The following is a 26,183-nucleotide window of genomic DNA, read 5'->3' on the forward strand; positions in this document are numbered from 1 at the left end:
GGATGCCGCCTCGGAACCACTCCACGACCAGGGAATGTCGCTCATGACTGAAGTAGCAATTCAAAACCCCTATTCCGTACCCGGCAGCGAACTGATGGAAAAGGCCGCCCCCGGCCAGGCACTGTCCATCGAAGAAGCCCTGACCCGCGGCTACAACTTCGCCATCTTCGATTTGCTAGGTGAAGCCTGGCGCAAAACCAAGGGCACCAAGGGCCTTATCTGGGGCGGCTTCTTCGCCTATCTCGGCGTCATGATTGGCGCGCAGATGGCGCTCTACCTGGTCACCCTGATATTAGGCGTCGGCGCCTTTGGCCTGGCCGCCCTCGGTGGCGGTGAGAGCGCGGCGGTAGCTGGCGTCGCCGGACTGCTGCTTATCACCATCATCAGTTCGCTGGTCATGCTGGCGCTCACCTACCCCTTCATGGCCGGTTTCAACATGATCGGCATTCGCCAGGCCGCCGGCCAGCCGCTGCGCTTCGCCGAAATTTTCAGCCACTTCAACCGCACGCTGCCGCTGCTCGGCGCAGGCCTGCTGACCACCCTCGCCATCGTCATCGGCTTCATGCTGTTCGTGCTGCCCGGCATCTACCTGTCGATCGCCACATTGCTGACCATCCCGCTGGTGGTCGAGCGCAAACTGTCACCCTGGCAGGCCATGCTGGTGTCCTGCAAAGCCATCAGCCAGCACTGGTTCAAGGTGTTCTTCCTGTTCGTGGTGATGAACATCATCCTGTGGCTCAGCATGCTGCCACTGGGTCTCGGCCTGATCTGGACCCTGCCGATGGTGATCGTGATGATCGGTGTGCTGTACAACCGCATCTTCGGCGTACTGCCGCCACCCGCCAACTGACGCCATTATTCGGGCCGTATTGGTCGGCCCGTTTGCTTTGCCCCCTGCTGCTGGCTAGCATCAGGCTTTCTTCGATGCAGTAGACCGATGTCCGCCACCCTGCCACCCGTCACAGCAACCTTGCTGGATACACGCCACCAGGTGGAAACGCCGGAAGGTATCGACCTGATTCTGCGCCCGGCAGGCCTGCTGCCGCGCAGTCTGGCCTTCGCCATCGACCTGCTGATCCGCGGCGCCATTCTGCTACTCACCTTCGTCCTGCTGGCCTTGCTCGGCCAATTTGGCGCTGGCCTCGGTACCCTTATCTATTTTCTGGTCAACTGGTGGTACCCGGTGCTGTTCGAGGTGCTCTACCAGGGCCGTACGCCTGGCAAAAAGGTCATGGGGCTGCGCGTGGTGCACGACGACGGTACGCCGGTGGGATGGGCATCCTCGCTGACCCGCAACCTGCTGCGCTTCGTCGACATGCTGCCGTTCGCCTACTGCCTGGGTGCCATCAGCTGCCTGAGCCATCCGACCTTCAAGCGCCTCGGTGATCTGGCTGCCGGCACCCTGGTGGTGTATCGCGATGAACCCACCAAACGTCCGCAACTGCCGGAAGCCGACGCCGAACGCGCGCCCTTCCCGCTCAGCCTGGCCGAGCAACGCGCCGTACTCGACTTCGCCGAGCGCGGTGAAAACCTCTCTGGCGCACGTCGTGCCGAACTGGCCGGCATCCTCGCCGAGCCCCTGCAAAGCCTGCCGGAACACGCCGAGGCGCGCCTGCACGGCATCGCTCGCGGGCTATTGGGGTCGGCATGAAACAACACCTGTTCGAACAGCGCCACGCCGCCGACTGGCAAGATTTCGCTAAGCGTCTGGATCAGCTGGAACAACGCAAGGTCGAGCGCGCCGACAGCGAGCGCTTCGCCAGCGATTACCGGCGTATCTGCCAGCATCTGGCGCTGGCCGGCGAGCGCGGTTACAGCAGCCACCTGATCGACCAACTGCAACTCTTGGCCATGCGCGGTCACCAGCAGTTCTATCGTCACCGCAGCCACCTGGGTGCACAGATCATCCGTTTCGTGATTGCCGGTTTTCCCCAACTGGTACGCCAGGAATGGCGAGCAGTACTGGCCGGCGCCCTGCTGTTCTTCGGCAGCCTGCTGCTGATGGGGCTGCTTACCTGGCAGTTTCCCGAGCTGATTTACTCGCTGATGGCACCGGATCAGGTGCGCGACATGGAAGAAATGTACGACCCGGCCGCGCGGCGGATTGGCCGCTTCGCCGAGCGCGATTCAGGCGATGACTGGATGATGTTCGGCTTCTATGTGATGAACAACATCGGCATCGCCTTCCAGACCTTCGCCAGCGGCCTGCTGTTCGGCCTCGGCAGCCTGTTCTTCCTGCTCTACAACGGGCTGGTGATCGGCGCAGTCGCCGGCCATCTGACCCGTATCGGCTACAGTGAAACCTTCTGGTCCTTCGTCATCGGCCACGGCGCCTTCGAACTCACCGCCATCGCCTTCGCCGGGGCCGCCGGGCTCAAGCTGGGCTGGGCACTGCTCGCCCCGGGGCGACTGCGCCGCGGCGAGGCTCTGCGCCAGGCCGCCGGCAAAAGCATTCAGCTGGTGGCCGGGGTCATCCTGTTCCTGCTCATCGCCGCCTTCATCGAGGCTTACTGGTCATCGATGACCTACGCCGATGCCAGCATCAAATACTGGGTCGGCGGCGGTCTGTGGCTGCTGGTGCTCGCCTATTTCCTGTTCGCCGGACGAAATCGTCATGCGCCTGACTGACGCCAGCGTCGCCATTCGCCCACGTACGGCCTGGGAAGCCATCGACCTTGGCGTGCTGTTGGCGCGCCGTCACCTCGGTCTGCTGATGGCCAGCTGGGCGTTGCTGACCCTACCGATCTTCGCCCTGCTCAGCGCCCTGCTCTGGCAATATCCGAGCATCGCCGTGCTGCTGTTCTGGTGGCTCAAACCGGCCTGGGAAAGACTGCCACTGCATATCCTGTCCCAGGCCCTGTTCGGTGATGCGCCGACGCTCAGGGAGTCACTCAAAGCCCTGCCGCGCCTGCTCAAGCCCCAGCTGTTTGCCAGCCTCACCTGGCGGCGCCTCAGCCCCACCCGCAGCTTCGATCTGCCGGTTCTGCAACTCGAAGGCCTGAGCGGCCAGACACGCAGCAAGCGCCTGGTGGTACTGGGCCAGCGACATGCCGGCGCTTCGGCCTGGCTCACCGTGTTTGGCGTCCATCTGGAAATGCTGCTCTGGGCGGGCCTGATTGCCCTCGGCTACCTGCTGGTACCGCAACAGCTACAAGTCGAATGGAGCTGGCAGGCCCTGATCGACGCAGAAAGCGGCCAACAACTGTGGCTGGAACACCTGTCCAACCTGGTCTACGCCCTGATCCTGGTGTTCTGGGAGCCTATCTACGTCGCCTGCGGTTTTACCCTCTACCTCAACCGGCGCACCGAACTCGAGGCCTGGGATGTCGAGCTGACCTTCCGCCGCCTGCGCCAGCGCCTGCTGGGCAGCGCCTATGCGCTGTTCCTGGCCATCGCCAGCCTGACCCTGCTGCTGCCAGGCCAGGACGCCATGGCCGACGAGCTGCCCAGCAGCAGCTGCCCACTGCCCTTCGATGACCCCATGGGTCCGGAGTCGGCTCGCCTGCTCAACCAGCCCCTGACCAGCCAGCAGGCCCAGGACGCAATCGGCCAGTTGCTGGATGCCCCGCCTTTCGCCAACCGCGAGACCGTTACAAGCTGGCGCTTCGGTGAAGATAAGAAAGCGGAAGAGCCCAGCGAGGAAGAGATCAAGGGCTTCTTCGACATACTGGAGAGCGTCGCCAAACTGTTCGGCCTGTGGAGCAAGCTGGACATCCTCGCCGTAATCCTGGAGGTGCTGCTGTGGGCCGCTGTGGCCTTGCTGATAGCTCTGCTGATCTGGCGCTACCGCGACTGGTTGAGCACCTTCGCCGGCCGCCTCGGCCTACCGCAACGCAAGGTACGCGAGATGCCGAACCAACTGTTCGGCCTGGAAATCGCCCCGGAGAGCCTGCCCGACGATATCGCCGGCGAGGCCGAGCGCCTGTGGGACAGCAGCCCGCGCGAGGCCCTCGGCCTGCTCTACCGTGGCCTCTTAAGCAACCTGCTGCACGACTGCCGCCTGCCGCTGAAAAGCTCGCACACTGAAGGCGAGGTCCTGCGCCTGGTGGAACAGCTGCAGCGTGATGAGCTGAGCCGCTTCAGCCGCGCCCTGACCTTGCATTGGCAGAACCTCGCCTATGGCCACCGTCTGCCGCCGGAACGCCTCAAGCGCGGCCTCTGCGATGCCTGGCGCCAGCTGTTCGCCCAGAGGGCAACTGCATGACCCGGCCGTTGAAGATCGCCCTGTTCGGCCTGTTGCTGATCCTGCTGGTGGGGGTTGGTCTGTACGTGCTGCAGCATCTGCAGCCTTACGAGGAAGAGGTCAACCACGGCCCCTCCCCCGAGGCCCGCAGCAACGACTACCTGGCTGCCGAGCTGTTCCTGCGCCAGCAGAAGCTGCAGGTTACCCGCGCCAGCGGCCTGGAAGCGCTACAGACCCTGCCTACTGCTGGGCAGACCTTGCTGCTGCTCGCCCCTCGGCACAACATGACGCCACGGCAAAGCCAACAGGTACTGGACTGGGCAGCCAAGGGCGGACATCTGATATTCGTCGCCGAAGAAGTCTGGGACGAAGAGGAAGGCCGCAGTGGCGATCTGTTGCTCGACAGCCTGGGCATCCAGCAGTACACCACCGACGAGGACGAAGAGGCGGACGCTGTCGAACCTGCCGAGGCGCAGAGCGAATCCGACAGCGAAGCTGCGCCAAGCGATCAGGCCGCCGACGAGGAAGACGATCACTACCCCGAACTGACCAAGATCTACCTGGAAAACGAAGAGGCTCCGGCCTACGCCGACTTCGATACCAGCTACCACCTGTTCGACGCCAAGGACCGCGCCTATGCCTGGGCCAACAGCGGCGAGTCGACCCACATGCTGCAACTGGAGCATGGTGACGGGTTGATTACCGTGCTGACCGATGCCTGGCTGTGGCAGAACCAAAGCATCGCTGACTACGACAATGCCTGGCTGCTCTGGTACCTGGTGCAGGACAGCGCCGTCACGCTGATCTACGACTCCCAGCGCGACGATCTGTTCAGCCAACTGTTCAAACACTATCCGGCAGCCCTGGCGGCACTGGCCCTGCTCATCGCGTTGCTGTTATGGCACGTAGGTATGCGCCACGGTCCGCTGCAGGAGCCGCCCACTGCCGCTCGACGGCAATTGGAGGAACATTTGCGCGCCGGCGCCGACTTTTTGCTGCGCCGCTCAGGCCAGCAACACCTGCTGGTCAACCTGCAACGCGATATCCAGCGCCGCGCCCGTCACCGCCACCCCGGTTTCGAGCGCCTGTCGGTGGCCGAGCAGTGGCAGGTATTGGGCCGCCTCACCCGCCTACCGAGCAGCGCCATCAGTCAGGCCATGCGCCCGACACCGGCACAGAAACTGTCAGCCGCCGACTTCACCCGCCAGGTCGCCAACCTGCAAACCCTCAGGAATGCCCTATGACGAGCGAACACACCCCGGAACAGCCCGGCACCAGCCCAGCCGCCCCTACCTCTGCGGCACCGGCCGCCAACCCGGCAGCTCAGCAGCGCCAACGCGCCAGCCAGATGCTCCAGGCCCTGCGCCTGGAGTTGCAGAAGGCCGTGGTCGGCCAGCGCGAGGTGATCGACGATGTGCTCACCGCCCTGGTTGCCGGCGGCCACGTCCTGGTCGAAGGCGTGCCGGGTCTGGGCAAGACCCTGCTGGTACGCGCCCTGGCCAAGTGCTTCGGCGGCGAGTTCGCGCGTATCCAGTTCACCCCGGACCTGATGCCCAGCGATGTCACCGGCCACGCCGTGTATGACCTGGCCAGCGAGCAGTTCAAGCTGCGCAAGGGCCCGGCCTTCACCAATCTGCTACTGGCCGACGAGATCAACCGCGCCCCGGCCAAGACCCAGGCAGCGCTGCTGGAAGTCATGCAGGAACGCCAGATCACCCTGGAAGGGCGCGCCCTGCCGGTGCCTCAGCCATTCCTGGTGCTGGCCACGCAAAACCCCATCGAGCAGGAAGGCACCTATCCGCTGCCAGAGGCCGAGCTGGACCGTTTCATGCTCAAGCTGCGCATGGACTACCCGCAGGCCGACGAGGAACTGAGCCTGGTGCGCCAGGTGACTCGCTCGGCCAAGGCCGACATGCTGGAAGTGGCGCCGCTGCGCACCCTGCTGCAGGCCAAGGACGTACTGGCCCTGCAGAAGATCGCCAGCGAACTGGTCATCGATGAGCAGGTACTCGACTATGCCGTACGCCTGGCGCGCGCGACCCGCAGCTGGCCAGGCCTGGCCATCGGTGCCGGGCCGCGCGCCTCGATCGCCCTGGTACGCGGCGGTCGTGCTCGTGCCCTGCTGCGTGGCGGTGATTTCGTGTTGCCGGACGACATCAAGGCCTGCGCCCTGGCCGTGCTGCGTCACCGCGTACGCCTGGCGCCAGAGCTGGATATCGAAGGACTGTCCGTAGACCAGGTGCTGCAGCAGCTGCTCGACCAGGTTCCGGCACCGCGCCTGTGATAGCCCACGCATGAAGCCTTCCAGACTGCTCCTCGGCCTGCTCGGCGGCCTGCTGGTCGTGGCCATCGTCCTCGGCAGCCTGCCCCTGCTCGGCATCAAGCAGGCGGCGACGCTGCAGCCACTGTGGTGGGGACTGCTGCTGGCCCTGCTTGTGATCGCCGGCGTCGACGCGCTGTGGCTGCGCCGCCTGCCGACGCCTCGGGTACAGCGCCAGCTGCCCGGCAACCTGCCGCTCGGCCGCTGGAGCGAGGTGCGCCTGAGCCTGCACCATGAATTTCGCCAGCCATTGAATGTGCAAGTATTTGACCATCTGCCTGCACAGATGGATTTCGAGTTCCTGCCGCAAGCCGTGGCGCTGCGTCCAGGCGAACAGACGGAGTTCGGCTACCGCGTGCGCCCGCTCAAGCGCGGGCACTTCCGCTTCCCCCGCTGCGAACTGCTACTGCCCAGCCCGCTGCGCCTGTGGCAGGCCCGACGCTTCATTGATCAGGCCAGCGAGACCCGCGTCTACCCCGACTTCGCCCGCCTCTACGGTGCCCAGCTGATGGCCGTGGATGACTGGCTCAGCCAGCTCGGCGTACGCCAGCGCCCGCGCCGCGGCCTGGGCCTGGAGTTCCACCAGCTGCGCGAATTCCGCGATGGCGACACCCTGCGTCAGATCGACTGGAAGGCTACCGCACGCAAGCGCACGCCGATCGCCCGCGAGTACCAGGACGAGCGCGACCAGCAGATCGTTTTCCTGGTCGACTGCGGCCGGCGCATGCGCAGCCAGGACGATGACCTCAGCCACTTCGACCACGCCCTCAACGCCTGCCTGCTGCTCAGTTACGTGGCTCTGCGCCAGGGCGACGCAGTGGGTCTGGCGACCTTCGCCAGCGATCAGGACCAGTACCTGGCACCGCTCAAGGGCCCTGCCCATATCAACAGCCTGCTCAACGCCGTGTACGCGCTGGACAGCACCCGTCGCCCGGCCGACTACGCCGCCGCCATCAACCAGTTGCTTGCCCGACAGCGTCGCCGCGCCCTGGTGGTACTGGTCACCAACCTGCGCGACGAAGACGATGAAGAGTTGCTGGGTGCGATCAAGCGCCTGGGGCGCCAGCACCGCGTGTTGATCGCCAGTCTGCACGAAGAAGTGCTGGATCGTCTGCGCCACACCCCGGTACAGGACTATGAGCAGGCTCTGGCCTACTGCGGCACCGTGGATTACCTGAATGATCGCGCCGGCCTGCACGAGCGCTTACAGGCCCATGGAGTCCCCGTACTGGACGCCCGCCCGGCAGAACTCGGCCCCGAGCTGGTCAGCCGCTACCTGGCCTGGAAAAAGGCCGGCGTGCTGTAAACAAAAAATCGCCGGGTAGGCTGGGGAGAGGCGCCCCAGCTCAGCGCCATCAGCCGAGCAGAATGATCGACCAAACCAGCGTAATCACCGCCAGCGAAGTCAGCTGAGCCGCACTACCCATGTCCTTGGCGTTCTTCGACAGCGGGTGGCGCTCCAGGGAAATCCGGTCGATGGCCGCCTCTACCGCCGAATTGAGCAGTTCGACGATCAGCGACAGTAGGCTCACCGCCACCATCAGCGCCCGCTCCACGGGGCTGACATCGAGCCAGAAAGCCAACGGCAGCAGAACCGCATTGAGCAGCACCAGCTGACGAAAAGCGGCCTCCCCGGTGAAGGCGGCGCGCAGGCCGTCGAACGAGTAGCCGGCGGCATTGAGGATACGCTGCAGGCCGGTCTGGCCCTTGAATGGCGACATGGAAAATCACTGTCCTGTAATAGAAACGGCGCGACTCTAGCGAGCGCGCCGTCAAAAATGCGTGAAGCGCGGTTACTGCCCCGGCACCGACTCCATCTGCTGCAGCAGCAGGGCCGCCTGGGTACGTGTCCGGACCCCTAGCTTGCGGAAAATGGCGGTGACATGGGCCTTGATCGTGGCCTCGGAAACGTTCAGCTCGAAGGCGATCTGCTTGTTCAGCAGGCCATCGCAGACCATGGTCAGCACGCGAAACTGCTGCGGTGTCAGACTGGCAAGGCCTGCGCTGGCGGCCTTAGCCTCATCGGAAACACTGATCGCCTCGAAGGCCTGTGGCGGCCACCAGACCTCACCATCGAGCACCAGGCGCACGGCCTGCTGGATGGTTTCCAGAGGACTGGACTTGGGAATGAAACCACTGGCGCCGAACTCACGGGCCCGCGCTACAACAGCGGCCTCTTCTTGCGCAGAAATCATGACCACCGGTACTTGCGGGTACTGCCCGCGCAACAACACCAGGCCGGAAAAACCGTAGGCGCCGGGCATATTCAGGTCGAGCAGCACCAAATCCCAATCGGCCTTCTCTGCCAGGCAGGCTTCCAATTCGGCAATGCTGGAGGCTTCGACCAGACGCACATCCGATCCCAAACCCAGCGTCAGTGCTTGCTGCAGAGCACTGCGAAACAGGGGGTGATCGTCGGCGATGAGTATTTCGTATGCGGCCATGGGCGTTCCCTGTTGTTGTTGTGGGCCGGTCTACAGGCGGCGCCAAGCATGCCCAGCCGTGACGGGGTGGTCAAGTTCCTCGCTTTACGGCAAAGTCGCGGGCTTTTGCCTGCCGAGAAATACCATGCGAAGCCAAGCCCTGCGTGCCGACCTGTTAATGCTGCTGACCGCCATGATCTGGGGGTCGGCCTTTGTCGCCCAGCGTCTGGGCATGGATGCCATTGGCCCCTTCCTCTATACCGGTCTGCGTTTCAGCCTGGCCTGCCTGGTTCTACTGCCACTGGTGTACTGGCTGGGCCGCCGCGAAGGTGAACACAAACCCGCGCCCATAAGCCGCGGCCTGCTGCTGGGCGGTCTGACCATGGGCCTGGCACTGTCCCTGGGCATCAACCTGCAGCAGGTCGGCCTGCTGTTCACCAGCGTGACAAACTCCGGCTTCATTACCGGCCTGTATGTCATCGTAGTACCGTTGCTCGGCCTGGTCATTGGCCAGCGTACCGGCATGGGCACCTGGCTGGGCGCATTGCTGGCCGTGGTCGGCATGTTCCTGCTTAGCGTCGGTGAAGGCTTCCAGGTTGCCTCCGGGGACTGGCTGCAGCTGGCCGGCGCGTTCGTCTGGGGCATTCACGTGCTGCTGGTAAGTTTCTTCGCCAGCCGCCATGACCCACTGCGCCTGGCACTGCTGCAGTTCATGACCTGCGCAGTCCTGAGCCTGGTTCTGGCGGTGATTTTCGAAGAAATCCAACTGGACGCCATCCTGGCTGCCGGCCCGGCCATTCTTTATGGTGGTCTGTTCGGCGTAGCAGTCGGCTTTACTCTGCAGGTGGTGGCACAGAAGCATGCCATCGCCTCCCACGCCGCCATCATCCTCTCTCTGGAAGCGGTATTCGCCGCCATTGCCGGTGCTCTGCTTCTGGGCGAAACACTGGCGCTGAAAGGTTACTTCGGCTGTGCGCTGATGTTCGCCGGCATGCTGCTCGCACAACTGTGGCCGAAAAAGGCCTGATCAGAGGAAAGGCTTGAGCGCCTGGTGTGCCGGACTCTGTTCGTTCAGCACACGCCGGTGCTTGGCATCCAGATAATGCTCGGTGAACAGATCCAGCCAGGCGTCCAGCGCATGGGCGGCCTGGTCTTCACCGGCCAGCTCCAGACACAACGCCGCTACCTCGGCCGTACACAGATGCTCGTCATGCTTGGAGCGGCGCAGACGGTAGCGTGAGAGCTGTTCAGGACGCAGGCTGAGCACGGGAAAACGGTTCAGGTACGGACTCTTGCGAAACATCTTGCGCGCCTCGGTCCAGGTGGCGTCGAGCAGGATGAACAGCGGCCGCTTACCCGTGTCGAGTGGCGGCAACGCCTCGATCACTCGTTCTGGCTCAACATATTCGCCCGGGAACACCACGCAGGGCGCGTACTGCGGATCCTCCAGCAGGGCCAGCAGGCGCGGGTCGACCTCGGTACGCAACCAGCCGAAGGCGTGGGTGTCCGGCACCAGATCGGCAATCAGCCAGCCGGTGTTGCTCGGTTTCAGCGCCTCTACGTCATACATCAACAGGCACATGCCGGCCTGCACCTCGACCTTGGGTCGCCAGGCGCACAGGCAATAACTGGGGATAACCCGACAATCCGGGCAGCGCTCGGCACGCGAGCCACGAGCAACAAAAGGCTTACGGCTACGCGCCAGGCGCTCGGCACGCAAGCGGGCGACGGCATGACTCATGGAAAACTCCGGCGAGAGGGGCGCGCAGTCTACAGCCAGCCCGGCCTGGGGTTAAGATGGCGACAATCGAACCCGACCGACGATTACCGGTCGAAGGCCGCATAGTCGCCACCGGAGAGTTCCATGCTACGTCTTGCCTCACTCATTGCCCTGCTGTCTCTGCTACCCGGCGCTCACGCAGCCTCACTCAAGGAGCAGGAGCTGCGCCAACTACTGGGACAAGTCGCCCAGCAAAGCAGCATCGGCACGCCACGCGCGATCAATGCCGACATTCTCGATCAGGGCTACACGGTGGAGGGTACAGAGCTGATCAACCATCTCAGCGTTCGCCCAGCCCATGCTGAGCAGATGCGTGCCAACCCGGATAGCGTCCGCGCCCAGTTGACCAACAGCGTGTGCAGCAACCCCGGTTATCAACAATTGCTGCTCAAAGGCGCGGCACTTCGCTATGAGTTCAGTGAATTCAAGAGCAACCTGCCCGTCGCCACCGAGCGCTTCAGTGCAGCCGATTGCCCAGCGCCTTGATCACCGGCTGGCAGCACTATCCCTTCGAGGCTTTGTCCTGCTCATCGTCAGCCCTGATTTCTGCCAGCAAGGCCTCCATGTAGCGCGAGCGCCGCACACCTCCCTCCAGCCGGCGCAAGCACTCTTCTTCCAGGCTCAAACCATTGCTGCGGGCGGCATGCACCAACAAACGGTACAGATCCAGATTCAGCTCCAGTGTCAACTTGGGCATACCTGCCCCTCCCATCCTGTTAAGCGCCTGCTCTGCTACCGATAAAGCCCCATTCGAGCAGCTTCAACTGAAGTAAATCAGAGGAATTGCCACTCTCTAGCTCAGGAGACGAGCGGTGAAGCCTAAATGTTCGAATGCTCACAAGGCTCTAGCACGCGGATCCGGCCATACTCTCAGGAAGAGCCCAGCACCATAGAAGTGGTTGCAGCGGGCCACCCCAGAAGGAAACGAACATGCCTTATGAACCGGACGACTATCTGTCCCGCCACTTCCAGACCAGCGGCATCGACTTGAACAGCAAGGTCGATGAACTCACCTCCCTCATCGTTCCGCCGGGCAGCGTCAACCTGCCGCTCTACCGGGAAATGCTCACGACGGTGATTCGCATGGCCCAGGCGGACCGGAATCGATGGGACGCCAAGATCATGCTGCAGACCCTGCGAGAAATGGAAACTGCATTCAGCAGGCTCGAAGACTTCAAGCGCCGCCGCAAGGTAACGGTGTTCGGCTCGGCGCGCACACCCGTCGACCATCCCGTCTATCAGTTGGCCCGCGAACTTGGCCAGACCCTGGCTCGTCTCGACCTGATGGTCATCACTGGCGCCGGCGGCGGTGTAATGGCCGCCGCCCATGAAGGCGCCGGGTTGGAAAACAGCCTGGGATTCAATATCACTCTCCCCTTTGAGCAAAGTGCCAACCGCACCATCAGTGGCAGCCCACACCTGCTGTCATTCCACTTCTTCTTTCTGCGCAAGCTGTTCTTCGTCAAGGAAGCCGACGCACTGGTGCTCTGCCCAGGAGGGTTCGGCACCCTGGACGAGGCGCTTGAAGTCATGACCTTGGTACAAACCGGCAAGAGCCCTCTGGTTCCTATCGTTCTGCTCGACGAGCCTGGCAGCAACTATTGGGAGTCGGCACTGCAATTTCTGCGCGAGCAACTGCAGGATCGCCACTACATCCTACCCAGCGACCTGCAACTGGTGCGTCTAGTACACAGCGCCGAAGAAGCAGGTCAGGAGATTGCGCGTTTCTACTGCAACTTCCATTCATCCCGCTGGCTCAATAGCCACTTCGTGATTCGTATGAACCAACCACTCAATGCTTCTGCACTGGAAACACTTAACAGGGAATTCAGCGATCTCTGTTTGAGCGGCAGCTACCTGCAGCAATCATTCTGCGAAGCAGAAAGCGACGAACCGGAACTCTGTGCCCTGCCACGCCTGGCCTTTCACTTCAACGCCCGCAAACACGGGCGATTGCGCGAACTGGTGGACTTCATCAACCTGCCACAGAACTGGCAGCAGAAAGACGGTCACTCCCTTACCTAGAAAACAAAAGACCCGCGATGAGCGGGTCCAAAACAGAATCCGAAGAGGGGAGGCTTCGGACTCAAAGGGAATTCAGTCCAGGCTGGCGCCACGTAACAGTCGGCCTATCTGCTCCTGGGCATAGCCGCGATAGGCAAGGAAGCGCATCTGCTTGGCCTTCTCACGCATGTCCTTGGGCAGATCACCACCGAACTTGCGCTGCCACAGGTCACGTAGCTGCTCTGCCCAGTCAACAGCAGACTCACTCAGCGCCTGCTCAATGGCATCCCGTGGCAGCCCACGCTGAGCCAGTTCCTCGCGAATCCGCAGCGGTCCATACCCTCCGCGCGCACGACTGGCCACGAAACTCTCCAGATAGCGTGCTTCCGACAACAAGCCCTCTTGCGCCAAACGCTCAAGGGCAGTGTCGATCAACTCATCCGGAGCGCCGCGCTGGCGCAGCTTGCGGGTCAGTTCGACCCGACCATGCTCGCGCCGTGCCAGCAAATCCATCGCGGCGCGGCGCACTGCAACCGGCGTATCCAAGAGGACGCTCATAGCGGCGTTCAGATGACTCAGGCTTCCAGATCTGCCGTTTCATCGGCATCGACTTCCGCCGCGCCACGGTTGTTGCTGGCAACCAGCAGCTTCTCGCGAATGATCTTTTCAATGGCGCTGCCGGTTTCCGGGTTGTCTTCCAGGAACTTGGCAGCGTTGGCCTTGCCCTGGCCGATCTTGCTGCCCTGGTAGCTGTACCAGGCGCCGGACTTCTCCACCAGACCGAGCTGCACACCCAGGTCGATGATCTCGCCCGTGCGGTAGATGCCCTTGCCATACATGATCTGGAACTCGGCCTGACGGAACGGCGGGGCCACCTTGTTCTTCACTACTTTGACGCGGGTCTCGCTGCCGACCACCTCGTCGCCTTCCTTCACCGCACCAGTACGGCGGATGTCCAGACGTACGGAGGCATAGAACTTCAGAGCGTTACCGCCGGTGGTGGTTTCCGGGTTGCCAAACATCACGCCGATCTTCATGCGGATCTGGTTGATGAAGATGACCAGACAGTTGGCGTTCTTGATGTTGCCGGTGATCTTGCGCAGCGCCTGGCTCATCAGGCGTGCCTGCAAGCCAACGTGGGCATCGCCCATTTCACCTTCGATCTCGGCCTTGGGCACCAGAGCAGCCACGGAGTCGACGATGATCACGTCCACGGCATTGGAGCGCACCAGCATGTCGGTGATTTCCAGGGCCTGCTCACCGGTATCCGGCTGCGAGACCAGCAGGTCATCGACATTGACGCCGAGCTTGCCGGCGTAGTCCGGATCCAGCGCGTGTTCGGCGTCGACGAAGGCACAGGTGGCCCCCATCTTCTGGGCTTCGGCAATGACCGACAGGGTCAACGTGGTCTTACCGGAAGATTCCGGACCGTAGATTTCGACGATACGACCTTTCGGCAGACCGCCGATGCCAAGGGCAATATCGAGGCCGAGGGAACCGGTGGAAATGGCCGGAATGGCCTGGCGGTCGTGGTCGCCCATACGCATCACGGCACCCTTGCCGAACTGCTTCTCGATCTGGCCCAGGGCTGCCGCCAACGCGCGCTTCTTGTTCTCGTCCATTTCCATCCTCACGTGATCAAAGGGAGCCGGTCGCTCGCCAACAACTGTATAAGTAGACAGTAGTATTCCATAAGGCAAGTCGCCCGCCTACCCCTGCTGGGGATTTTCTCCTGCCGCCAGTCGGAGTACGCCCTGCAATGCCCGCTCGACCGTTTGCCGGCGCACGTCGCCACGATTTCCTGCAAACAGGCAACACTCACTGTACAACTGCTCGCCCGAGGCCCAGGCCAGCCAGACAGTACCGACCGGCTTTTCCACCGAGCCGCCATCAGGGCCCGCAATACCGCTGACCGCCACGGCAAAGCGTGCGCCACTGGCTTTCTGCGCACCGGTCACCATGGCTTCGACCACCTCGCGACTGACCGCCCCAACCTGCGAGAACAGCGCTGCAGGCACGTCAAGCTGAGCCGTCTTCTGAGCATTGGAATAGGTGATGTAACCTGCCTCGAACCAGGCCGAACTACCGGCAATACGAGTGATGGCCTCGGCGATACCGCCACCGGTGCAAGACTCGGCGGTACTGATCTGGGCGCCCAGCGCCTTGAGCCGCGAGCCCAGCTGCTCGGCCAACTGCGTGATCGAATCCATATGCTCTCCGGGGTGAAACGGAACAGGGGGATACCCTACACTACGCGCTTTTGCGATTTCAGCCGGACCGTAGAACATGAGCGATTTGTCAGCCCACACCCCGATGATGCAGCAGTACTGGAAGCTGAAAAACCAGCATCCGGACCTGATGATGTTCTACCGCATGGGCGACTTCTACGAACTGTTCTACGAGGACGCCAAGAAGGCCGCAGCCCTGCTGGAAATCACCCTCACCGCGCGCGGTCAGTCCGCCGGCCAGGCCATCCCCATGGCAGGTATCCCCTTCCACTCAGCCGAGGGCTATCTGGCGCGCCTGGTGAAGTTCGGCGAGTCAGTGGCGATCTGCGAGCAGATCGGCGATCCGGCCACCAGCAAGGGGCCGGTGGAGCGCCAAGTCGTCCGCATCATCACGCCAGGCACCATCAGTGACGAGGCACTGCTCGACGAGCGCCGCGACAACCTGGTTGGCGCCGTACTGGGCGACGAGAAACTGTTCGGCCTGGCCACGCTCGACATCACCAGTGGCCGTTTCAGCGTGCAAGAGATCAAGGGCTGGGAAAACCTGCTGGCCGAGCTTGAGCGCCTGAACCCAGCCGAACTGCTGATCCCCGATGACTGGCCACAGGGCCTGCCGGCCGAAAAGCGTCGCGGCTCGCGGCGCCGAGCGCCCTGGGACTTCGAGCTGGACAGCGCGCGCAAGAGCCTGTGCCAGCAGTTCTCCGTACAGGATCTCAAAGGCTTCGGCTGCGAAGGCCTTACCCTGGCCATCGGCGCCGCCGGCTGCCTGTTGGCCTATGCCAAGGAAACCCAACGCACCGCCCTGCCGCACCTGCGCAGCCTACGCCACGAGCGTCTGGACGATACGGTCATCCTTGACGGCGCCAGCCGCCGCAACCTGGAGCTGGACACCAATCTGTCCGGTGGCCGCGACAATACCCTGCAATCGGTGGTGGACCGTTGCCAGACCGCCATGGGCTCGCGCCTGCTCACCCGCTGGCTGAATCGCCCGCTACGCGACCGCTCCGTACTGGAGGCACGCCAGGAGGCCATCGCCTGCCTGCTCGACCGCTACCGCTTCGAACTCCTGCAACCGCAGCTCAAGGACATCGGCGACGTCGAGCGCATCCTGGCCCGTATCGGTCTGCGCAATACCCGCCCGCGCGATCTGGCACGCCTGCGCGACGCCCTCGCCGCGCTGCCGCAACTGCAGAGCGCGATGACCGAGCTGGATGCCCCCCATCTGACCGAACTGGCAGTCAACATCCGTACCTACCCGGAGCTGGCCGACCTGCTGGCCCGCGCCATCATCGACAATCCGCCGGCGGTGATTCGCGACGGCGGCGTACTGAAGACCGGCTACGACGCCGAGCTGGATGAGTTGCAGTCGATCAGCGAGAACGCCGGCCAGTACCTGATGGATCTGGAGGTGCGAGAGAAGGAACGCACCGGACTGGCCAACCTCAAGGTCGGTTACAACCGCGTACACGGCTACTTCATCGAACTGCCCAGCAAGCAGGCCGAATCAGCGCCGGCTGACTACATCCGTCGCCAGACACTGAAGGGCGCCGAACGCTTCATCACTCCGGAACTGAAGTCCTTCGAGGACAAGGCGCTATCGGCCAAGAGCCGCGCCCTGGCCCGCGAGAAGCAGCTGTACGAGGAACTGCTGGAGCTGCTTATTACCCAGCTTGCCCCGCTGCAGGATACCGCCGCCGCCCTTGCAGAGCTGGATGTACTGGCCAACCTGGCCGAGCGTGCGCTGAATCTCGATCTCAATCGCCCACGTTTCGTCGAGGAACCCTGCCTGCGCATTGATCAGGGTCGCCATCCGGTCGTCGAGCAGGTACTCGACACCCCATTTGTCGCCAACGATCTAGGACTGGACGACGACACCCGCATGCTGATCATCACCGGCCCGAACATGGGCGGTAAATCGACCTACATGCGCCAGACTGCTTTGATCGTGTTGCTGGCCCATATCGGTAGCTTCGTTCCCGCGGCGGCTTGCGAGCTGTCGTTGGTCGACCGCATCTTCACCCGCATCGGCTCATCCGACGACCTGGCAGGCGGCCGCTCCACCTTCATGGTGGAGATGAGTGAAACCGCCAACATTCTGCACAACGCCACCGATCGCAGCCTGGTACTGATGGACGAGGTGGGTCGCGGCACCAGTACGTTCGACGGCCTCTCGCTGGCCTGGTCGGCCGCTGAGCACCTGGCCAAACTGCGCGCCTGGACCCTGTTCGCTACCCACTACTTCGAGCTGACCGTGCTACCGGAGAGTGAACCGGTGGTCGCCAATGTGCACCTCAACGCCACCGAGCATAACGAGCGCATCGTCTTCCTCCACCATGTACTGCCTGGCCCGGCCAGCCAGAGCTATGGCCTGGCCGTTGCTCAACTCGCAGGCGTCCCCAGCCCGGTCATCAAGCGCGCCCGCGAGCACTTGGCACGGCTGGAGACCACCAGTCTTCCTCATGAAGCAACACGCAGCGCGTCAGCGCAGGTAGGCGCACCGTTGCAGAGCGACATGTTTGCCGCTCTGCCGCATCCGCTGCTGGAGGCATTGGGCAAGATCAATCCGGATGATCTGACACCACGCCAAGCTCTTGAGCTGTTATATACATGGAAGACGCAGATCTAACGCCAAGCGGCCCAAGCTGATAGAATCGCGCGCAATTTTACGACTGCCCGGTTTACAGCCTGAGCCGCGGCCAATACTGAGCGCCTGCAAACCCGCATAGACGGGTTCAGGCCGCCGCCCGAGGAGAGAATCTGAGATGACCTTCGTCGTTACCGACAACTGCATCAAGTGCAAATACACCGACTGCGTGGAAGTCTGCCCGGTAGACTGCTTCTATGAAGGTCCTAACTTCCTGGTCATCCATCCGGACGAGTGTATCGACTGTGCACTGTGCGAGCCCGAGTGCCCCGCCCAAGCCATCTTCTCTGAAGATGAGGTACCCGAAGATATGCAGGAGTTCATCGAACTGAACGCCGACCTGGCCGAAGTCTGGCCAAACATCACCGAGAAGAAAGATGCGCTTGCTGACGCCGAGGAATGGGACGGCGTGAAAGACAAGCTGCAGCATCTGGAGCGCTGATAGCGCATGCGAAAAGGCCCGCTTATGCGGGCCTTTTACTTTTCTGCAGGCAAAAAAAGGGGCGGTGTTACCCGCCCGCTCTTTCTTCCCTGCTCCCTGAGAATCCTTTCATCATCCTGATGAACCGCATCCAGCGGTTGATCCTGAGTCGCCATCCTGACAACCGTGCCGTTTCCCTTGGCACGGCTTCATATTAGCGCCTCACTTGGGTAGAACAAGCCCGCCACAGACCCCGGCCAACGCCATACATCCCCCAAATAGGGCCATAAAAACCTTATACATCAAATACTTACAAAAAATAAGGAGCCGGAATAGTTACCGGCCAACACCTATAAACCGAGATCGCTTACAACCTGCGTAAGCAATCGCTTACAAGCAGCGCATAAAAAACCCGGCTTGAGCCGGGTTTTGAGCAGCTAAGCAGCCTTACTGGAACAAGGCGTCGCTCGACAGACCATTCTTCTCAAGGATCTCCCGCAGACGCTTGAGTGCTTCGACCTGAATTTGCCGCACTCGCTCACGGGTCAGACCGATCTCCTGGCCGACCTCCTCGAGCGTGCAGCTCTCATGACCACGCAAGCCAAAACGGCGCACCACCACTTCGCGTTGCTTGTCGGTCAGTTCCGACAGCCACTGATCGATGCTCTCTGACAGATCATCATCCTGCAGCAATTCGCAAGGATCGGTAGGACGATCATCGGTAAGGGTGTCGAGCAGCGTCTTGTCCGAGTCCGGCCCGAGGGATACATCCACAGAGGTGACCCGCTCATTGAGACCGAGCATGCGCTTGACCTCGCCAACCGGCTTCTCCAACAGATTGGCGATCTCCTCGGCAGACGGCTCATGGTCGAGCTTCTGGGTCAGCTCACGGGCTGCTCGCAGATAGACATTGAGTTCCTTTACCACATGGATCGGCAGTCGAATCGTACGGGTCTGGTTCATGATGGCCCGTTCGATGGTCTGGCGAATCCACCAGGTCGCGTAAGTAGAAAAACGGAAACCACGTTCCGGGTCGAACTTCTCTACCGCCCGGATCAACCCCAGGTTGCCCTCTTCGATTAGATCCAATAGCGACAGTCCGCGATTGACGTAGCGTCGTGCAATTTTCACCACCAGACGCAAGTTGCTTTCAATCATGCGCTTGCGCCCAGCAGGGTCGCCCTTCTGCGCCAGACGCGCAAAATGCACTTCTTCCTGTGGAGTCAGTAGTGGAGAAAAGCCGATTTCGTTGAGGTACAGCTGAGTGGCGTCTAGCGCCCGGGTGTAGTCGATGTATTTATGTTGCTTGAGAGTGCTGGTCGAATTTTTGGATTTGGCGCTGGAAGCCGGCAGCTCGTTTTCTTCTGCCCGCTCTTCCAGAACGATGTCCGGCTCCATCAAGAGCACTTCATCGTCGACGTCAAACTCCGGCGCTTCTTTGCTGAGTGCCATTGTTGTTGTCCCTTGCTGAGTTCGACAACAAGCCCTAGCGACGCCCACTCCAGTTACCCATCAGGAGAACCGGCCCCCCAAGATAGTCAATGACTAGCCTGCTGCCGACAGATTGCACGCCTGATGAATTGCTGGATGACTCCTTGGCAACACTAAAGCCCGCTCGTCCTACGCGTGGAACAAGTTGGCGGCAGGATCAACGGCGGGGCAGATACTGCAAAGGATCGACAGGTTTACCCTGACGGCGAATCTCGAAATGGAGCTTCACCCGGTCGGTTCCTGTGGAACCCATCTCGGCAATATGCTGTCCGACTTTGACCTGCTGTCCCTCCCGAACCAGCAACCTGCGGTTATGACCGTAGGCGCTTACGTAGGTATCGCTATGCTTGATGATGACCAGTTCGCCGTAGCCCCGTAATCCACTTCCGGCGTACACAACGGTCCCATCAGACGCAGCTAAAACAGGCTGGCCCAAATTCCCGGCGATATCAATTCCTTTATTCAAACTTCCGTTTGACGAGAATTTGCCGATCAGTACTCCAGAAGAAGGCCAGGCCCAGCCCTTTGCCGAGCGAGTAACGGTTTCTACCTTGCCTGGGGCAGGCGCAGTACTGCTCACAGCAGGGGCTTTACTGACCGTTGCGGGCTTGGTTGCAGGCACGCTCTGGACGGGCGGACGACTGCTGACCACTGGCGTGGTGACTGGCGTGGCCGGTCTACTCGGCTGCACCGCTGCAGAAGCAGAAGATGGCGGCACACCAAAATGGATAGCCTGGCCAGGGCGAATCACATAGGGCGCCGAGATGTTGTTTCGCGCAGCCAGGGCTTTCCAGTCCCAGCCAAAACGAAAGGCAATCGAATAGAGCGTATCGCCACGCTGAACCCGGTACTGACCACTGGTGACTTGTTGTTGGTACTGACGCTGAGCCTGGGTACCGCTCTGCGTGCGGTCAACCACCTGGACCGGTCCCGACGGCTTGCTTGCGCAGCCTGCCAGCAAGGCTGCGAAAAACACTGCACCCAAGGCGTGGTGCTTTCGCTGCTGTGTGAGGCTCAATCCGTGCTCCCTTGGCGCTCTGCTTATAAGTGCGCGTATTGTGCCGGAATTATTCGGCAGAACCAGCGCTTTGCTGTTGCCGCCCTGCCAGCCACTCGAGACCGAGCACAAGCACTACGCCGGCCACCGCCAGCATAATAGCCAGCATCCACTGCGAATCCTGCCCGACCAGGCTGGTGAACTGCGTCGGCCAGAGGTTTTCCTGCTGCAACGGGACTTGCTGACCATGGCTGTCGGAACGCCAGGTCAGCGTCTGCTTCCAGGGCCAGACCTTGTTTAGTGAGCCGAGCATCAGGCCGGTGAGGAAGGCCAGGGTCAGATCACGATAGTGCGACAGCAACCAGCTGAGCAGGCGTGAAAAACTGAGGATACCGATCAGACAACCCGCCGCGAATACGGCCAGCACAGCCAGATCAAGACTTTTGACCGCGCCCAGCACGACGGCATAAAGCCCCATCAACAGCAGCAGGAAACTGCCGGAAATACCCGGCAGGATCATGGCGCAGATGGCGATGGCGCCCGCCAGGAACAGGCTTAGCGGATCACTGCCCCACTGCATGGGCGAGGCTACGGTAATCCACCAGGCGAAGGCGATACCCACCACAAAACTGAACACGCGCGTCCAGTTCCAGCGCCCGATCTCCCGAGCCACCAGATGACTGGAAACCAGAATCAGGCCGAAGAAGAACGACCATAGTGGAATCGGATGCGTATCCAGCAGCCAGGTAATCAGACGCGCCAGGCTGAACACACTGGTGAGAATCCCGGCGAACAGCACCAGCAGGAAATTGACATTGGCGATCTGCCAGGCCTTGGCCACCCGACCACGCAGTAACTGCACCAGCGCTTCGGGCACGCTGGCGATGGAACGCAGCAATTCATCGTAGATGCCCGTGATGAAGGCAACAGTGCCACCAGAAACGCCTGGCACCACGTCAGCTGCCCCCATTGCCATGCCTTTGCCGAACAACAGGAAATAATTTTTCATCGCGCTTTCCGTAGCAGGAGCGGATCAGGCCAAAGGCCCATTGAGCAAGGGAACGAAACGCACCAGATCAAGCACATGCCGGCTATAGCCGTCCTCTTCACGCACGATCAGCAACAATTCCTGGGTTTCCCCGGAGCCCACCGGAATCACCAGGCGTCCACCGATGGCGAGCTGGTCCAGCAGCGACTGCGGCACCTCCGCCGCAGCGGCCGTGACGATGATGCCGTTGTACGGGCCCAGCGCATTCCAGCCATCCCAGCCATCGCCCCAGCGAAACACCACATTGCGGATATTCAGCGAGGCCAGGCGTTCTTTGGCGCGCTCCTGCAGGGACTGGATGCGCTCCACCGAAAATACCCGTTCTACCAATTGGGTCAGTACGGCGGTCTGGTAGCCGGAGCCAGTACCGATCTCCAACACCTTGTCCAGCGGGCCGCCGGCCAACAACAGCTCGGTCATGCGTCCGACGATATAGGGCTGGGAAATGGTCTGGTTATGACCGATAGGCAGCGCGGTGTCCTCATAGGCACGATGAGCCAAGGCCTCGTCCACGAACAGATGACGCGGCGTGCGGCGGATGACTTCCAGCACATGTGGATTGGAAAGGCCCTCTTCATACAGGCGCTCGATCAGACGCTCGCGGGTACGCTGCGAGGTCATGCCAATACCATGGCGCTGTTGCATGTCCGGCATCACAGCAGGCCCTCCAGCCAACCTTCGATGCTGCCGAAGGCCTCGTTGAAGGTGCGATCCAGCTGCAGCGGGGTAATCGACACATAGCCCTGCATCACCGCATGGAAGTCGGTGCCCGGGCCGCCGTCTTCGGCATCACCGGAGACGGATATCCAGTAGCCTTCCTTGCCGCGTGGATTGAGCTGTTTGACCGGCGCTGCCGCGCGCGCACGGTGCCCCAGACGGGTCAGTTGCACACCGCGGATATGCTCCAGCGGCAGGTTGGGCACGTTGACGTTGAGCACGGTACGCGGCGGCAGGTCGAGCCGATCATGGGCCTCGACCAGCTTGCGCGCGAAATAGGCCGCCGTCGGCAGGTTGTCGGGCTGGCGCGACAGCAGCGAGAAGGCGAACGCCGGCCTGCTCAGAAAGCGCCCCTCCAGGGCGGCCGCCACGGTGCCGGAATAGAGTACGTCATCACCCAGGTTGGCACCCAGGTTGATACCCGACACCACCATATCCGGCACCGGGTCGAGCAATGCATTCAGGCCAAGGTGGACACAGTCGGTCGGCGTGCCGTTGAGGCTGATATAGCCATTGGGCAGCGTCGAAGGATGCAGCGGGCGGTCGAGCGTCAGCGCACTGCTGGCGCCGCTCTTGTCCTCGCTCGGGGCAATAATCACGCACTCGGCGTAGTCCTGCAGCGCGCCGTGCAGCACGGCGATACCGGGTGCCAGCACCCCGTCGTCGTTGGAGATCAGAATTCGCATGGAGTTTCCGTCTGCCCTGCCGGCAGTAGATCAACCAGTTCACGCACCACCGCGGTGGCGAAGCATCCGGCCGGCAGGACGAATTGCAGTTGCAGTATCTCGGGTTCCGGATAATGCCACGTCAAACCGGTGATGGGGAGGCGCAGGATACGCCGTTCGTGCGCCATGCCCGCAGCGACCAGCCAGTCAGCCAGGGCAGGTTCATCCCCAGCCACCGCCTGCTCTAGGTCATGCGTGGAGGAGCCCGCCGGCGAAGCCCCTGCCCCCCACAACGGCCCGGTGGGGTGTAGGTCGAGGATCGCCAGGCGCGGGTCGCAGGTTTCCGCCTCACCGGCCATGAAGAAGCTGCGGCTGGTGGTGAAGGCCAGCAGATCGCCGACCAGAGCGGCATTCCACGTACCGGCCGCCACCCGGCGGGCCAACAGGCGATTGAACAGATAGCTGCGCGCCGCCGACAACAGACGCGAGCGGGTGTTGCGCTGCTCCGGCAGCTCCTTGCGCTCGGCGAAGGCTCGCGCATCGAGCACATTGCCGCCCTGCCAACCAAAGCGCTGCAACCCGTAGTAGTTGGGCACGCCCTGCTCACGAATGGTCTGCAGACGCTGCTCCAGGGCTTCGCGGTCGCCATGCAGATTGGTCAGGCGCAGGGTGAAACCGTTGGCCGAGTGGGCTCCGCGCTGCAGTTTGCGCGAATGACGCACGGTTTTGAGAATACTCAGGCTGTCACTTGCGGCCGCGCTCAGATCCGGATCGCTCTTGCCTGGCAGGTGCAGGCTGAACCACTGCCGGGTCAGTGCCTGGCGATCCTTGAGGCCGGCATAGCTGATATTGCGCTGTGACACACCCGCGGCACGAGCCAGGCGGCGGGCCGCTTCCTCGGTGTTCAAGCCACGCTTTTCCACCCACAACCAGAGATGTTCACCTTGCCCGGACAGCGGAATTTCCAGCACCTCATCGACCTGGAAGTCCTCGGCCACCGCCTTGAGCACTGCAGTGCCACAGGGCTCGCCATGGGCGCGCGGGCCCAGCAGTTGCAGCTCGGTCATGCCTTGAACAGCAGCGCCACGGCGTGAACCGCGATGCCCTCCTCACGCCCGGTAAAACCCAGCTTCTCGGTCGTAGTGGCCTTGACGTTGACCGCATCCAGCTCGACCTGAAGATCTTCGGCGATTCGCTCGCGCATGGTCTGGATATGCGGCGCCATCTTCGGCGCCTGGGCGATGATGGTGGCGTCGATATTGCCGACCACATAACCCTTGGCCTGGATCAGCCCCAGCACATGACGCAGCAGGGCACGGCTGTCGGCCCCCTTGAAGGTGGGGTCGGTGTCGGGAAAGTGTTTGCCGATATCCCCCAACGCACAGGCACCGAGCAACGCATCACTCAGCGCATGCAACAGCACGTCGCCGTCGGAATGGGCAATCAGACCGAACTTGTGGGGAATACGCACGCCGCCGAGGGTAATGAAGTCACCCTCGCCGAACCGGTGCACGTCATAGCCATGGCCAATACGCATGATCGTTACCCTTTTGAACAGGGCCGGGATTCTACCCGAAAGGACAGAGGGTGCGACCGATTCGCAACTGGCGAAGACGAAATGCGCTGCAGGCCGCCGGCACCAAGCCGCTCAGCGCCTTGCCTCGGGACCACATGGTAGCCACGAACAGCAGCGTCAGGCACTTGCTCGGCGGAGCCTGCTTAAAAAAGTTGAATGTTTCAGCCCGGTGGCGAGTCGATAGAACCGTCTTTCTAGCAAAGAGTGGAGACCATCATGGCCCTAGCCAAAAAACCGGTAGTCGCAAAAACCAAGGCAAAGACCGTTGCCAAGAAGCCCAAGGGTGATGGCCTGGCGATCAACACCAGCGTCGGTAGCAGCGCCCGCGAAAAGGTCGCCGAGGCGCTGAGCAAAGCCGTGGCCGACAGCTACACCCTGTATGTGAAGACGCTGGGCGTGCACTGGAACGTGCAAGGCCAGAACTTCTATGGCCTGCACAAACTGACTGACGAGCAGTACAACGAACTGCATCAGGCGGCCGATGCAATTGCCGAGCGCATTCGTGCCCTGGGCAAGTTCGTCCCCACCGGGGCCGAGACCTTCCGCGCGCTGACGGTGATCGACAACGAGGCGCCGCACAAAGCCACGGCGCAGATGATCCAGCAACTGGTCAAGGACAACGAGGCGGTGGCCCGGCGCATGAGCGAGTTCGCCGAACTGGCGGAAGAAGCCGGCGACCTGTTCACCCACGACATGCTGGTCGCACGCATCGGCGTGCATGAGGAAAATGCCTGGATGCTGCGCTCCAGCCTGGGCGAATAAGCCGAGAAAAGAAAAGGGCACCCGGCGGTGCCCTTTTGCCTCAGCGACTCAAAGCCTGCGCGTGATGGCGCAGGTGGTCATCGATAAAGCTGGCGATGAAGTAGTAACTATGGTCATAGCCTGGCTGCAAACGCAGCGTCAGCGGGTGACCGGCCGCATCGGCGGCCGCCTGCAGAGCCTGGGGCTTTAGCTGGTTCTCCAGAAAATCGTCACGATCGCCCTGGTCGACCAGGATCGGCAGCTTCTCCTTCGCCTCAGCCAATAGCGCACAGGCATCCCACTCTCGCCACAGGGCACGATCGCTCCCCAAGTAATGGGAGAACGCCTTCTCGCCCCAAGGGCAATCCAGAGGGTTGCTGATCGGCGCAAAGGCCGACAGCGACTGATAGCGCCCCGGATTCTTCAACGCGCAAATCAACGCTCCGTGCCCTCCCATGGAGTGGCCGGCAATGCCGCGCTTGTCGCTGGCCGGGAAGTTGGCCTCGATCAGCGCCGGCAACTCCTGCACCACGTAGTCGTACATGCGGTAATGCCGCGCCCAGGGCTCCTGGGTGGCATTGATGTAGAAGCCCGCGCCGAGACCGAAGTCCCAGGCCTTGTCGGCATCGTCCGGCACACCCTCTCCACGCGGGCTGGTGTCCGGCGCAACGATGATCAGGCCCAACTCGGCGGCCAGCTTCTGCGCGCCGGCCTTCTGCATGAAGTTTTCGTCGGTGCAGGTCAGCCCGCTCAGCCAGTACAGCACCGGCAGCCTGGCGCCCTGCTCGGCCTGCGGCGGCAGGTAGACGGCGAACACCATGTCGCAGTTGAGCGCGGTGGAGCGGTGCCGATAGCGCTTGTGCCAGCCACCGAAGCTCTTGTTGCTGGAAACGATTTCAAGGGTCATGACAAACCTCGACGAGGCTGGGAGCCAAGCTCCCGACC

The 26,183-nt window shown here is 62.2% G+C and carries 28 protein-coding genes; 13 read left to right on the plus strand and 15 right to left on the minus strand.

What is annotated here, in order from left to right; all coding sequences use genetic code 11:
- Window positions 1-43: 43 nt before the first annotated feature.
- The 7 genes from ACF8C6_RS13885 to ACF8C6_RS13915 all read left to right on the plus strand — a co-directional run bounded on the left by ACF8C6_RS13885 (window position 44) and on the right by ACF8C6_RS13915 (window position 7,809).
- The gene (locus ACF8C6_RS13885; RefSeq protein WP_392499829.1) at window positions 44-850 is read left to right on the plus strand and encodes a hypothetical protein; all 807 of its coding nucleotides are present in this window, start codon (window positions 44-46) and stop codon (window positions 848-850) included.
- Between the two features lie 87 nt (window positions 851-937).
- On the plus strand, window positions 938-1,651 hold the full coding sequence (locus tag ACF8C6_RS13890; RefSeq protein ID WP_392499830.1) for an RDD family protein: 714 nt from the start codon (window positions 938-940) through the stop codon (window positions 1,649-1,651).
- The gene (locus ACF8C6_RS13895; RefSeq protein WP_392499831.1) at window positions 1,648-2,628 is read left to right on the plus strand and encodes a stage II sporulation protein M; all 981 of its coding nucleotides are present in this window, start codon (window positions 1,648-1,650) and stop codon (window positions 2,626-2,628) included. Before ACF8C6_RS13890 ends, ACF8C6_RS13895 begins: the two co-directional genes overlap by 4 nt.
- The gene (locus ACF8C6_RS13900; protein WP_392499832.1) at window positions 2,615-4,204 is read left to right on the plus strand and encodes a DUF4129 domain-containing protein; all 1,590 of its coding nucleotides are present in this window, start codon (window positions 2,615-2,617) and stop codon (window positions 4,202-4,204) included. Before ACF8C6_RS13895 ends, ACF8C6_RS13900 begins: the two co-directional genes overlap by 14 nt.
- Window positions 4,201-5,427 (plus strand): DUF4350 domain-containing protein, encoded by a 1,227-nt coding sequence (locus ACF8C6_RS13905; RefSeq protein ID WP_392499833.1) that lies wholly within the window; start codon window positions 4,201-4,203, stop codon window positions 5,425-5,427. The genes ACF8C6_RS13900 and ACF8C6_RS13905 overlap by 4 nt, the downstream gene beginning before the upstream one ends.
- A complete protein-coding gene (locus tag ACF8C6_RS13910) occupies window positions 5,424-6,467 on the plus strand; it encodes an AAA family ATPase (RefSeq protein ID WP_392499834.1) in 1,044 nt (347 codons plus the stop codon). Before ACF8C6_RS13905 ends, ACF8C6_RS13910 begins: the two co-directional genes overlap by 4 nt.
- Before the next feature lie 10 nt (window positions 6,468-6,477).
- The gene (locus tag ACF8C6_RS13915; RefSeq protein WP_392499835.1) at window positions 6,478-7,809 is read left to right on the plus strand and encodes a DUF58 domain-containing protein; all 1,332 of its coding nucleotides are present in this window, start codon (window positions 6,478-6,480) and stop codon (window positions 7,807-7,809) included.
- A gap of 49 nt (window positions 7,810-7,858) precedes the next feature.
- On the opposite strand, the gene ACF8C6_RS13920 is transcribed toward ACF8C6_RS13915, so the two are convergent.
- Window positions 7,859-8,224 carry a diacylglycerol kinase gene (locus ACF8C6_RS13920; protein WP_392499836.1) on the minus strand — a complete coding sequence of 122 codons (366 nt, stop codon included), beginning with the start codon at window positions 8,222-8,224 and terminating at the stop codon, window positions 7,859-7,861.
- Window positions 8,225-8,296: 72 nt separating this feature from the next.
- A complete protein-coding gene (erdR, locus tag ACF8C6_RS13925) occupies window positions 8,297-8,947 on the minus strand; it encodes a response regulator transcription factor ErdR (RefSeq protein ID WP_392499837.1) in 651 nt (216 codons plus the stop codon).
- A gap of 124 nt (window positions 8,948-9,071) precedes the next feature.
- On the opposite strand from erdR, the gene ACF8C6_RS13930 reads away from it, so the two are divergent.
- Window positions 9,072-9,953 carry a DMT family transporter gene (locus ACF8C6_RS13930; protein ID WP_392499838.1) on the plus strand — a complete coding sequence of 294 codons (882 nt, stop codon included), beginning with the start codon at window positions 9,072-9,074 and terminating at the stop codon, window positions 9,951-9,953.
- Here the strand turns inward: ACF8C6_RS13930 and ACF8C6_RS13935 are convergent, their stop codons facing one another.
- Window positions 9,954-10,667 carry a tRNA-uridine aminocarboxypropyltransferase gene (locus ACF8C6_RS13935; RefSeq protein ID WP_392499839.1) on the minus strand — a complete coding sequence of 238 codons (714 nt, stop codon included), beginning with the start codon at window positions 10,665-10,667 and terminating at the stop codon, window positions 9,954-9,956.
- Window positions 10,668-10,790: 123 nt separating this feature from the next.
- On the opposite strand from ACF8C6_RS13935, the gene ACF8C6_RS13940 reads away from it, so the two are divergent.
- A complete protein-coding gene (locus tag ACF8C6_RS13940) occupies window positions 10,791-11,192 on the plus strand; it encodes a quorum-sensing-regulated virulence factor family protein (protein WP_392499840.1) in 402 nt (133 codons plus the stop codon).
- A gap of 16 nt (window positions 11,193-11,208) precedes the next feature.
- Here the strand turns inward: ACF8C6_RS13940 and ACF8C6_RS13945 are convergent, their stop codons facing one another.
- Window positions 11,209-11,403 carry a hypothetical protein gene (locus ACF8C6_RS13945; protein ID WP_392499841.1) on the minus strand — a complete coding sequence of 65 codons (195 nt, stop codon included), beginning with the start codon at window positions 11,401-11,403 and terminating at the stop codon, window positions 11,209-11,211.
- Window positions 11,404-11,636: 233 nt separating this feature from the next.
- On the opposite strand from ACF8C6_RS13945, the gene ACF8C6_RS13950 reads away from it, so the two are divergent.
- On the plus strand, window positions 11,637-12,731 hold the full coding sequence (locus tag ACF8C6_RS13950) for an LOG family protein (protein ID WP_392499842.1): 1,095 nt from the start codon (window positions 11,637-11,639) through the stop codon (window positions 12,729-12,731).
- A 72-nt stretch (window positions 12,732-12,803) separates the two neighbouring features.
- Here ACF8C6_RS13950 and recX read toward each other — a convergent pair whose 3' ends face one another.
- The 3 genes from recX to ACF8C6_RS13965 form a co-directional block, all read right to left on the minus strand.
- Window positions 12,804-13,268: a recombination regulator RecX gene (gene recX / locus ACF8C6_RS13955; RefSeq protein WP_392499843.1), complete on the minus strand. Its 465-nt coding sequence runs from the start codon at window positions 13,266-13,268 to the stop codon at window positions 12,804-12,806.
- A gap of 17 nt (window positions 13,269-13,285) precedes the next feature.
- A complete protein-coding gene (recA, locus tag ACF8C6_RS13960) occupies window positions 13,286-14,332 on the minus strand; it encodes a recombinase RecA (protein WP_392499844.1) in 1,047 nt (348 codons plus the stop codon).
- An 87-nt stretch (window positions 14,333-14,419) separates the two neighbouring features.
- Window positions 14,420-14,920 (minus strand): CinA family protein, encoded by a 501-nt coding sequence (locus tag ACF8C6_RS13965; RefSeq protein ID WP_392499845.1) that lies wholly within the window; start codon window positions 14,918-14,920, stop codon window positions 14,420-14,422.
- A 76-nt stretch (window positions 14,921-14,996) separates the two neighbouring features.
- Here ACF8C6_RS13965 and mutS point away from each other — a divergent pair, with 76 nt between their 5' ends.
- The gene (gene mutS, locus ACF8C6_RS13970) at window positions 14,997-17,564 is read left to right on the plus strand and encodes a DNA mismatch repair protein MutS (RefSeq protein ID WP_392499846.1); all 2,568 of its coding nucleotides are present in this window, start codon (window positions 14,997-14,999) and stop codon (window positions 17,562-17,564) included.
- A gap of 136 nt (window positions 17,565-17,700) precedes the next feature.
- Window positions 17,701-18,024 carry a ferredoxin FdxA gene (fdxA, locus tag ACF8C6_RS13975; protein WP_021441853.1) on the plus strand — a complete coding sequence of 108 codons (324 nt, stop codon included), beginning with the start codon at window positions 17,701-17,703 and terminating at the stop codon, window positions 18,022-18,024.
- A gap of 426 nt (window positions 18,025-18,450) precedes the next feature.
- On the opposite strand, the gene rpoS is transcribed toward fdxA, so the two are convergent.
- The 7 genes from rpoS to ispF form a co-directional block, all read right to left on the minus strand.
- A complete protein-coding gene (gene rpoS, locus ACF8C6_RS13980; RefSeq protein ID WP_277691832.1) occupies window positions 18,451-19,455 on the minus strand; it encodes an RNA polymerase sigma factor RpoS in 1,005 nt (334 codons plus the stop codon).
- Between the two features lie 196 nt (window positions 19,456-19,651).
- The gene (locus ACF8C6_RS13985; RefSeq protein ID WP_392499847.1) at window positions 19,652-20,512 is read right to left on the minus strand and encodes a peptidoglycan DD-metalloendopeptidase family protein; all 861 of its coding nucleotides are present in this window, start codon (window positions 20,510-20,512) and stop codon (window positions 19,652-19,654) included.
- Window positions 20,513-20,561: 49 nt separating this feature from the next.
- Window positions 20,562-21,500, minus strand: a complete 939-nt coding sequence (locus tag ACF8C6_RS13990) for a DUF368 domain-containing protein (protein WP_392499848.1) — start codon at window positions 21,498-21,500, stop codon at window positions 20,562-20,564.
- Between the two features lie 24 nt (window positions 21,501-21,524).
- Window positions 21,525-22,160, minus strand: a complete 636-nt coding sequence (locus ACF8C6_RS13995) for a protein-L-isoaspartate(D-aspartate) O-methyltransferase (RefSeq protein WP_392499951.1) — start codon at window positions 22,158-22,160, stop codon at window positions 21,525-21,527.
- 32 nt (window positions 22,161-22,192) lie between these two features.
- Window positions 22,193-22,942: a 5'/3'-nucleotidase SurE gene (gene surE / locus ACF8C6_RS14000; protein ID WP_392499849.1), complete on the minus strand. Its 750-nt coding sequence runs from the start codon at window positions 22,940-22,942 to the stop codon at window positions 22,193-22,195.
- On the minus strand, window positions 22,930-23,988 hold the full coding sequence (gene truD, locus ACF8C6_RS14005; RefSeq protein WP_392499850.1) for a tRNA pseudouridine(13) synthase TruD: 1,059 nt from the start codon (window positions 23,986-23,988) through the stop codon (window positions 22,930-22,932). The genes surE and truD overlap by 13 nt, the downstream gene beginning before the upstream one ends.
- On the minus strand, window positions 23,985-24,458 hold the full coding sequence (gene ispF, locus ACF8C6_RS14010; protein WP_392499851.1) for a 2-C-methyl-D-erythritol 2,4-cyclodiphosphate synthase: 474 nt from the start codon (window positions 24,456-24,458) through the stop codon (window positions 23,985-23,987). The genes truD and ispF overlap by 4 nt, the downstream gene beginning before the upstream one ends.
- Before the next feature lie 255 nt (window positions 24,459-24,713).
- Here ispF and ACF8C6_RS14015 point away from each other — a divergent pair, with 255 nt between their 5' ends.
- Window positions 24,714-25,259: a Dps family protein gene (locus ACF8C6_RS14015; protein ID WP_392499852.1), complete on the plus strand. Its 546-nt coding sequence runs from the start codon at window positions 24,714-24,716 to the stop codon at window positions 25,257-25,259.
- 40 nt (window positions 25,260-25,299) lie between these two features.
- Here the strand turns inward: ACF8C6_RS14015 and fghA are convergent, their stop codons facing one another.
- A complete protein-coding gene (gene fghA / locus ACF8C6_RS14020; RefSeq protein WP_392499853.1) occupies window positions 25,300-26,145 on the minus strand; it encodes an S-formylglutathione hydrolase in 846 nt (281 codons plus the stop codon).
- Window positions 26,146-26,183: the final 38 nt, after the last annotated feature.

Origin of the sequence: Pseudomonas sp. zbq_18, assembly GCF_043102245.1 — a bacterium.
Taxonomy (GTDB): domain Bacteria; phylum Pseudomonadota; class Gammaproteobacteria; order Pseudomonadales; family Pseudomonadaceae; genus Aquipseudomonas.

Bases quoted from the DNA above. Each gene is read 5' to 3' on its own strand.
- ACF8C6_RS13965 (WP_392499845.1), bottom strand. From the start codon at position 14,920: ATGGATTCGATCACGCAGTTGGCCGAGCAGCTGGGCTCGCGGCTCAAG.
- ACF8C6_RS13895 (WP_392499831.1), top strand. From the start codon at position 1,648: ATGAAACAACACCTGTTCGAACAGCGCCACGCCGCCGACTGGCAAGAT.
- ACF8C6_RS13930 (WP_392499838.1), top strand. From the start codon at position 9,072: ATGCGAAGCCAAGCCCTGCGTGCCGACCTGTTAATGCTGCTGACCGCC.
- ACF8C6_RS13905 (WP_392499833.1), top strand. From the start codon at position 4,201: ATGACCCGGCCGTTGAAGATCGCCCTGTTCGGCCTGTTGCTGATCCTG.
- erdR (WP_392499837.1), bottom strand. From the start codon at position 8,947: ATGGCCGCATACGAAATACTCATCGCCGACGATCACCCCCTGTTTCGC.
- ACF8C6_RS13890 (WP_392499830.1), top strand. From the start codon at position 938: ATGTCCGCCACCCTGCCACCCGTCACAGCAACCTTGCTGGATACACGC.
- rpoS (WP_277691832.1), bottom strand. From the start codon at position 19,455: ATGGCACTCAGCAAAGAAGCGCCGGAGTTTGACGTCGACGATGAAGTG.
- ispF (WP_392499851.1), bottom strand. From the start codon at position 24,458: ATGCGTATTGGCCATGGCTATGACGTGCACCGGTTCGGCGAGGGTGAC.
- ACF8C6_RS13885 (WP_392499829.1), top strand. From the start codon at position 44: ATGACTGAAGTAGCAATTCAAAACCCCTATTCCGTACCCGGCAGCGAA.
- ACF8C6_RS13910 (WP_392499834.1), top strand. From the start codon at position 5,424: ATGACGAGCGAACACACCCCGGAACAGCCCGGCACCAGCCCAGCCGCC.
- ACF8C6_RS13945 (WP_392499841.1), bottom strand. From the start codon at position 11,403: ATGCCCAAGTTGACACTGGAGCTGAATCTGGATCTGTACCGTTTGTTG.
- ACF8C6_RS13995 (WP_392499951.1), bottom strand. From the start codon at position 22,160: ATGACCTCGCAGCGTACCCGCGAGCGTCTGATCGAGCGCCTGTATGAA.
- ACF8C6_RS13940 (WP_392499840.1), top strand. From the start codon at position 10,791: ATGCTACGTCTTGCCTCACTCATTGCCCTGCTGTCTCTGCTACCCGGC.
- truD (WP_392499850.1), bottom strand. From the start codon at position 23,988: ATGACCGAGCTGCAACTGCTGGGCCCGCGCGCCCATGGCGAGCCCTGT.
- mutS (WP_392499846.1), top strand. From the start codon at position 14,997: ATGAGCGATTTGTCAGCCCACACCCCGATGATGCAGCAGTACTGGAAG.
- ACF8C6_RS13950 (WP_392499842.1), top strand. From the start codon at position 11,637: ATGCCTTATGAACCGGACGACTATCTGTCCCGCCACTTCCAGACCAGC.
- recX (WP_392499843.1), bottom strand. From the start codon at position 13,268: ATGAGCGTCCTCTTGGATACGCCGGTTGCAGTGCGCCGCGCCGCGATG.
- surE (WP_392499849.1), bottom strand. From the start codon at position 22,942: ATGCGAATTCTGATCTCCAACGACGACGGGGTGCTGGCACCCGGTATC.
- fghA (WP_392499853.1), bottom strand. From the start codon at position 26,145: ATGACCCTTGAAATCGTTTCCAGCAACAAGAGCTTCGGTGGCTGGCAC.
- ACF8C6_RS13915 (WP_392499835.1), top strand. From the start codon at position 6,478: ATGAAGCCTTCCAGACTGCTCCTCGGCCTGCTCGGCGGCCTGCTGGTC.
- fdxA (WP_021441853.1), top strand. From the start codon at position 17,701: ATGACCTTCGTCGTTACCGACAACTGCATCAAGTGCAAATACACCGAC.
- ACF8C6_RS14015 (WP_392499852.1), top strand. From the start codon at position 24,714: ATGGCCCTAGCCAAAAAACCGGTAGTCGCAAAAACCAAGGCAAAGACC.
- recA (WP_392499844.1), bottom strand. From the start codon at position 14,332: ATGGACGAGAACAAGAAGCGCGCGTTGGCGGCAGCCCTGGGCCAGATC.
- ACF8C6_RS13920 (WP_392499836.1), bottom strand. From the start codon at position 8,224: ATGTCGCCATTCAAGGGCCAGACCGGCCTGCAGCGTATCCTCAATGCC.
- ACF8C6_RS13900 (WP_392499832.1), top strand. From the start codon at position 2,615: ATGCGCCTGACTGACGCCAGCGTCGCCATTCGCCCACGTACGGCCTGG.
- ACF8C6_RS13990 (WP_392499848.1), bottom strand. From the start codon at position 21,500: ATGAAAAATTATTTCCTGTTGTTCGGCAAAGGCATGGCAATGGGGGCA.
- ACF8C6_RS13935 (WP_392499839.1), bottom strand. From the start codon at position 10,667: ATGAGTCATGCCGTCGCCCGCTTGCGTGCCGAGCGCCTGGCGCGTAGC.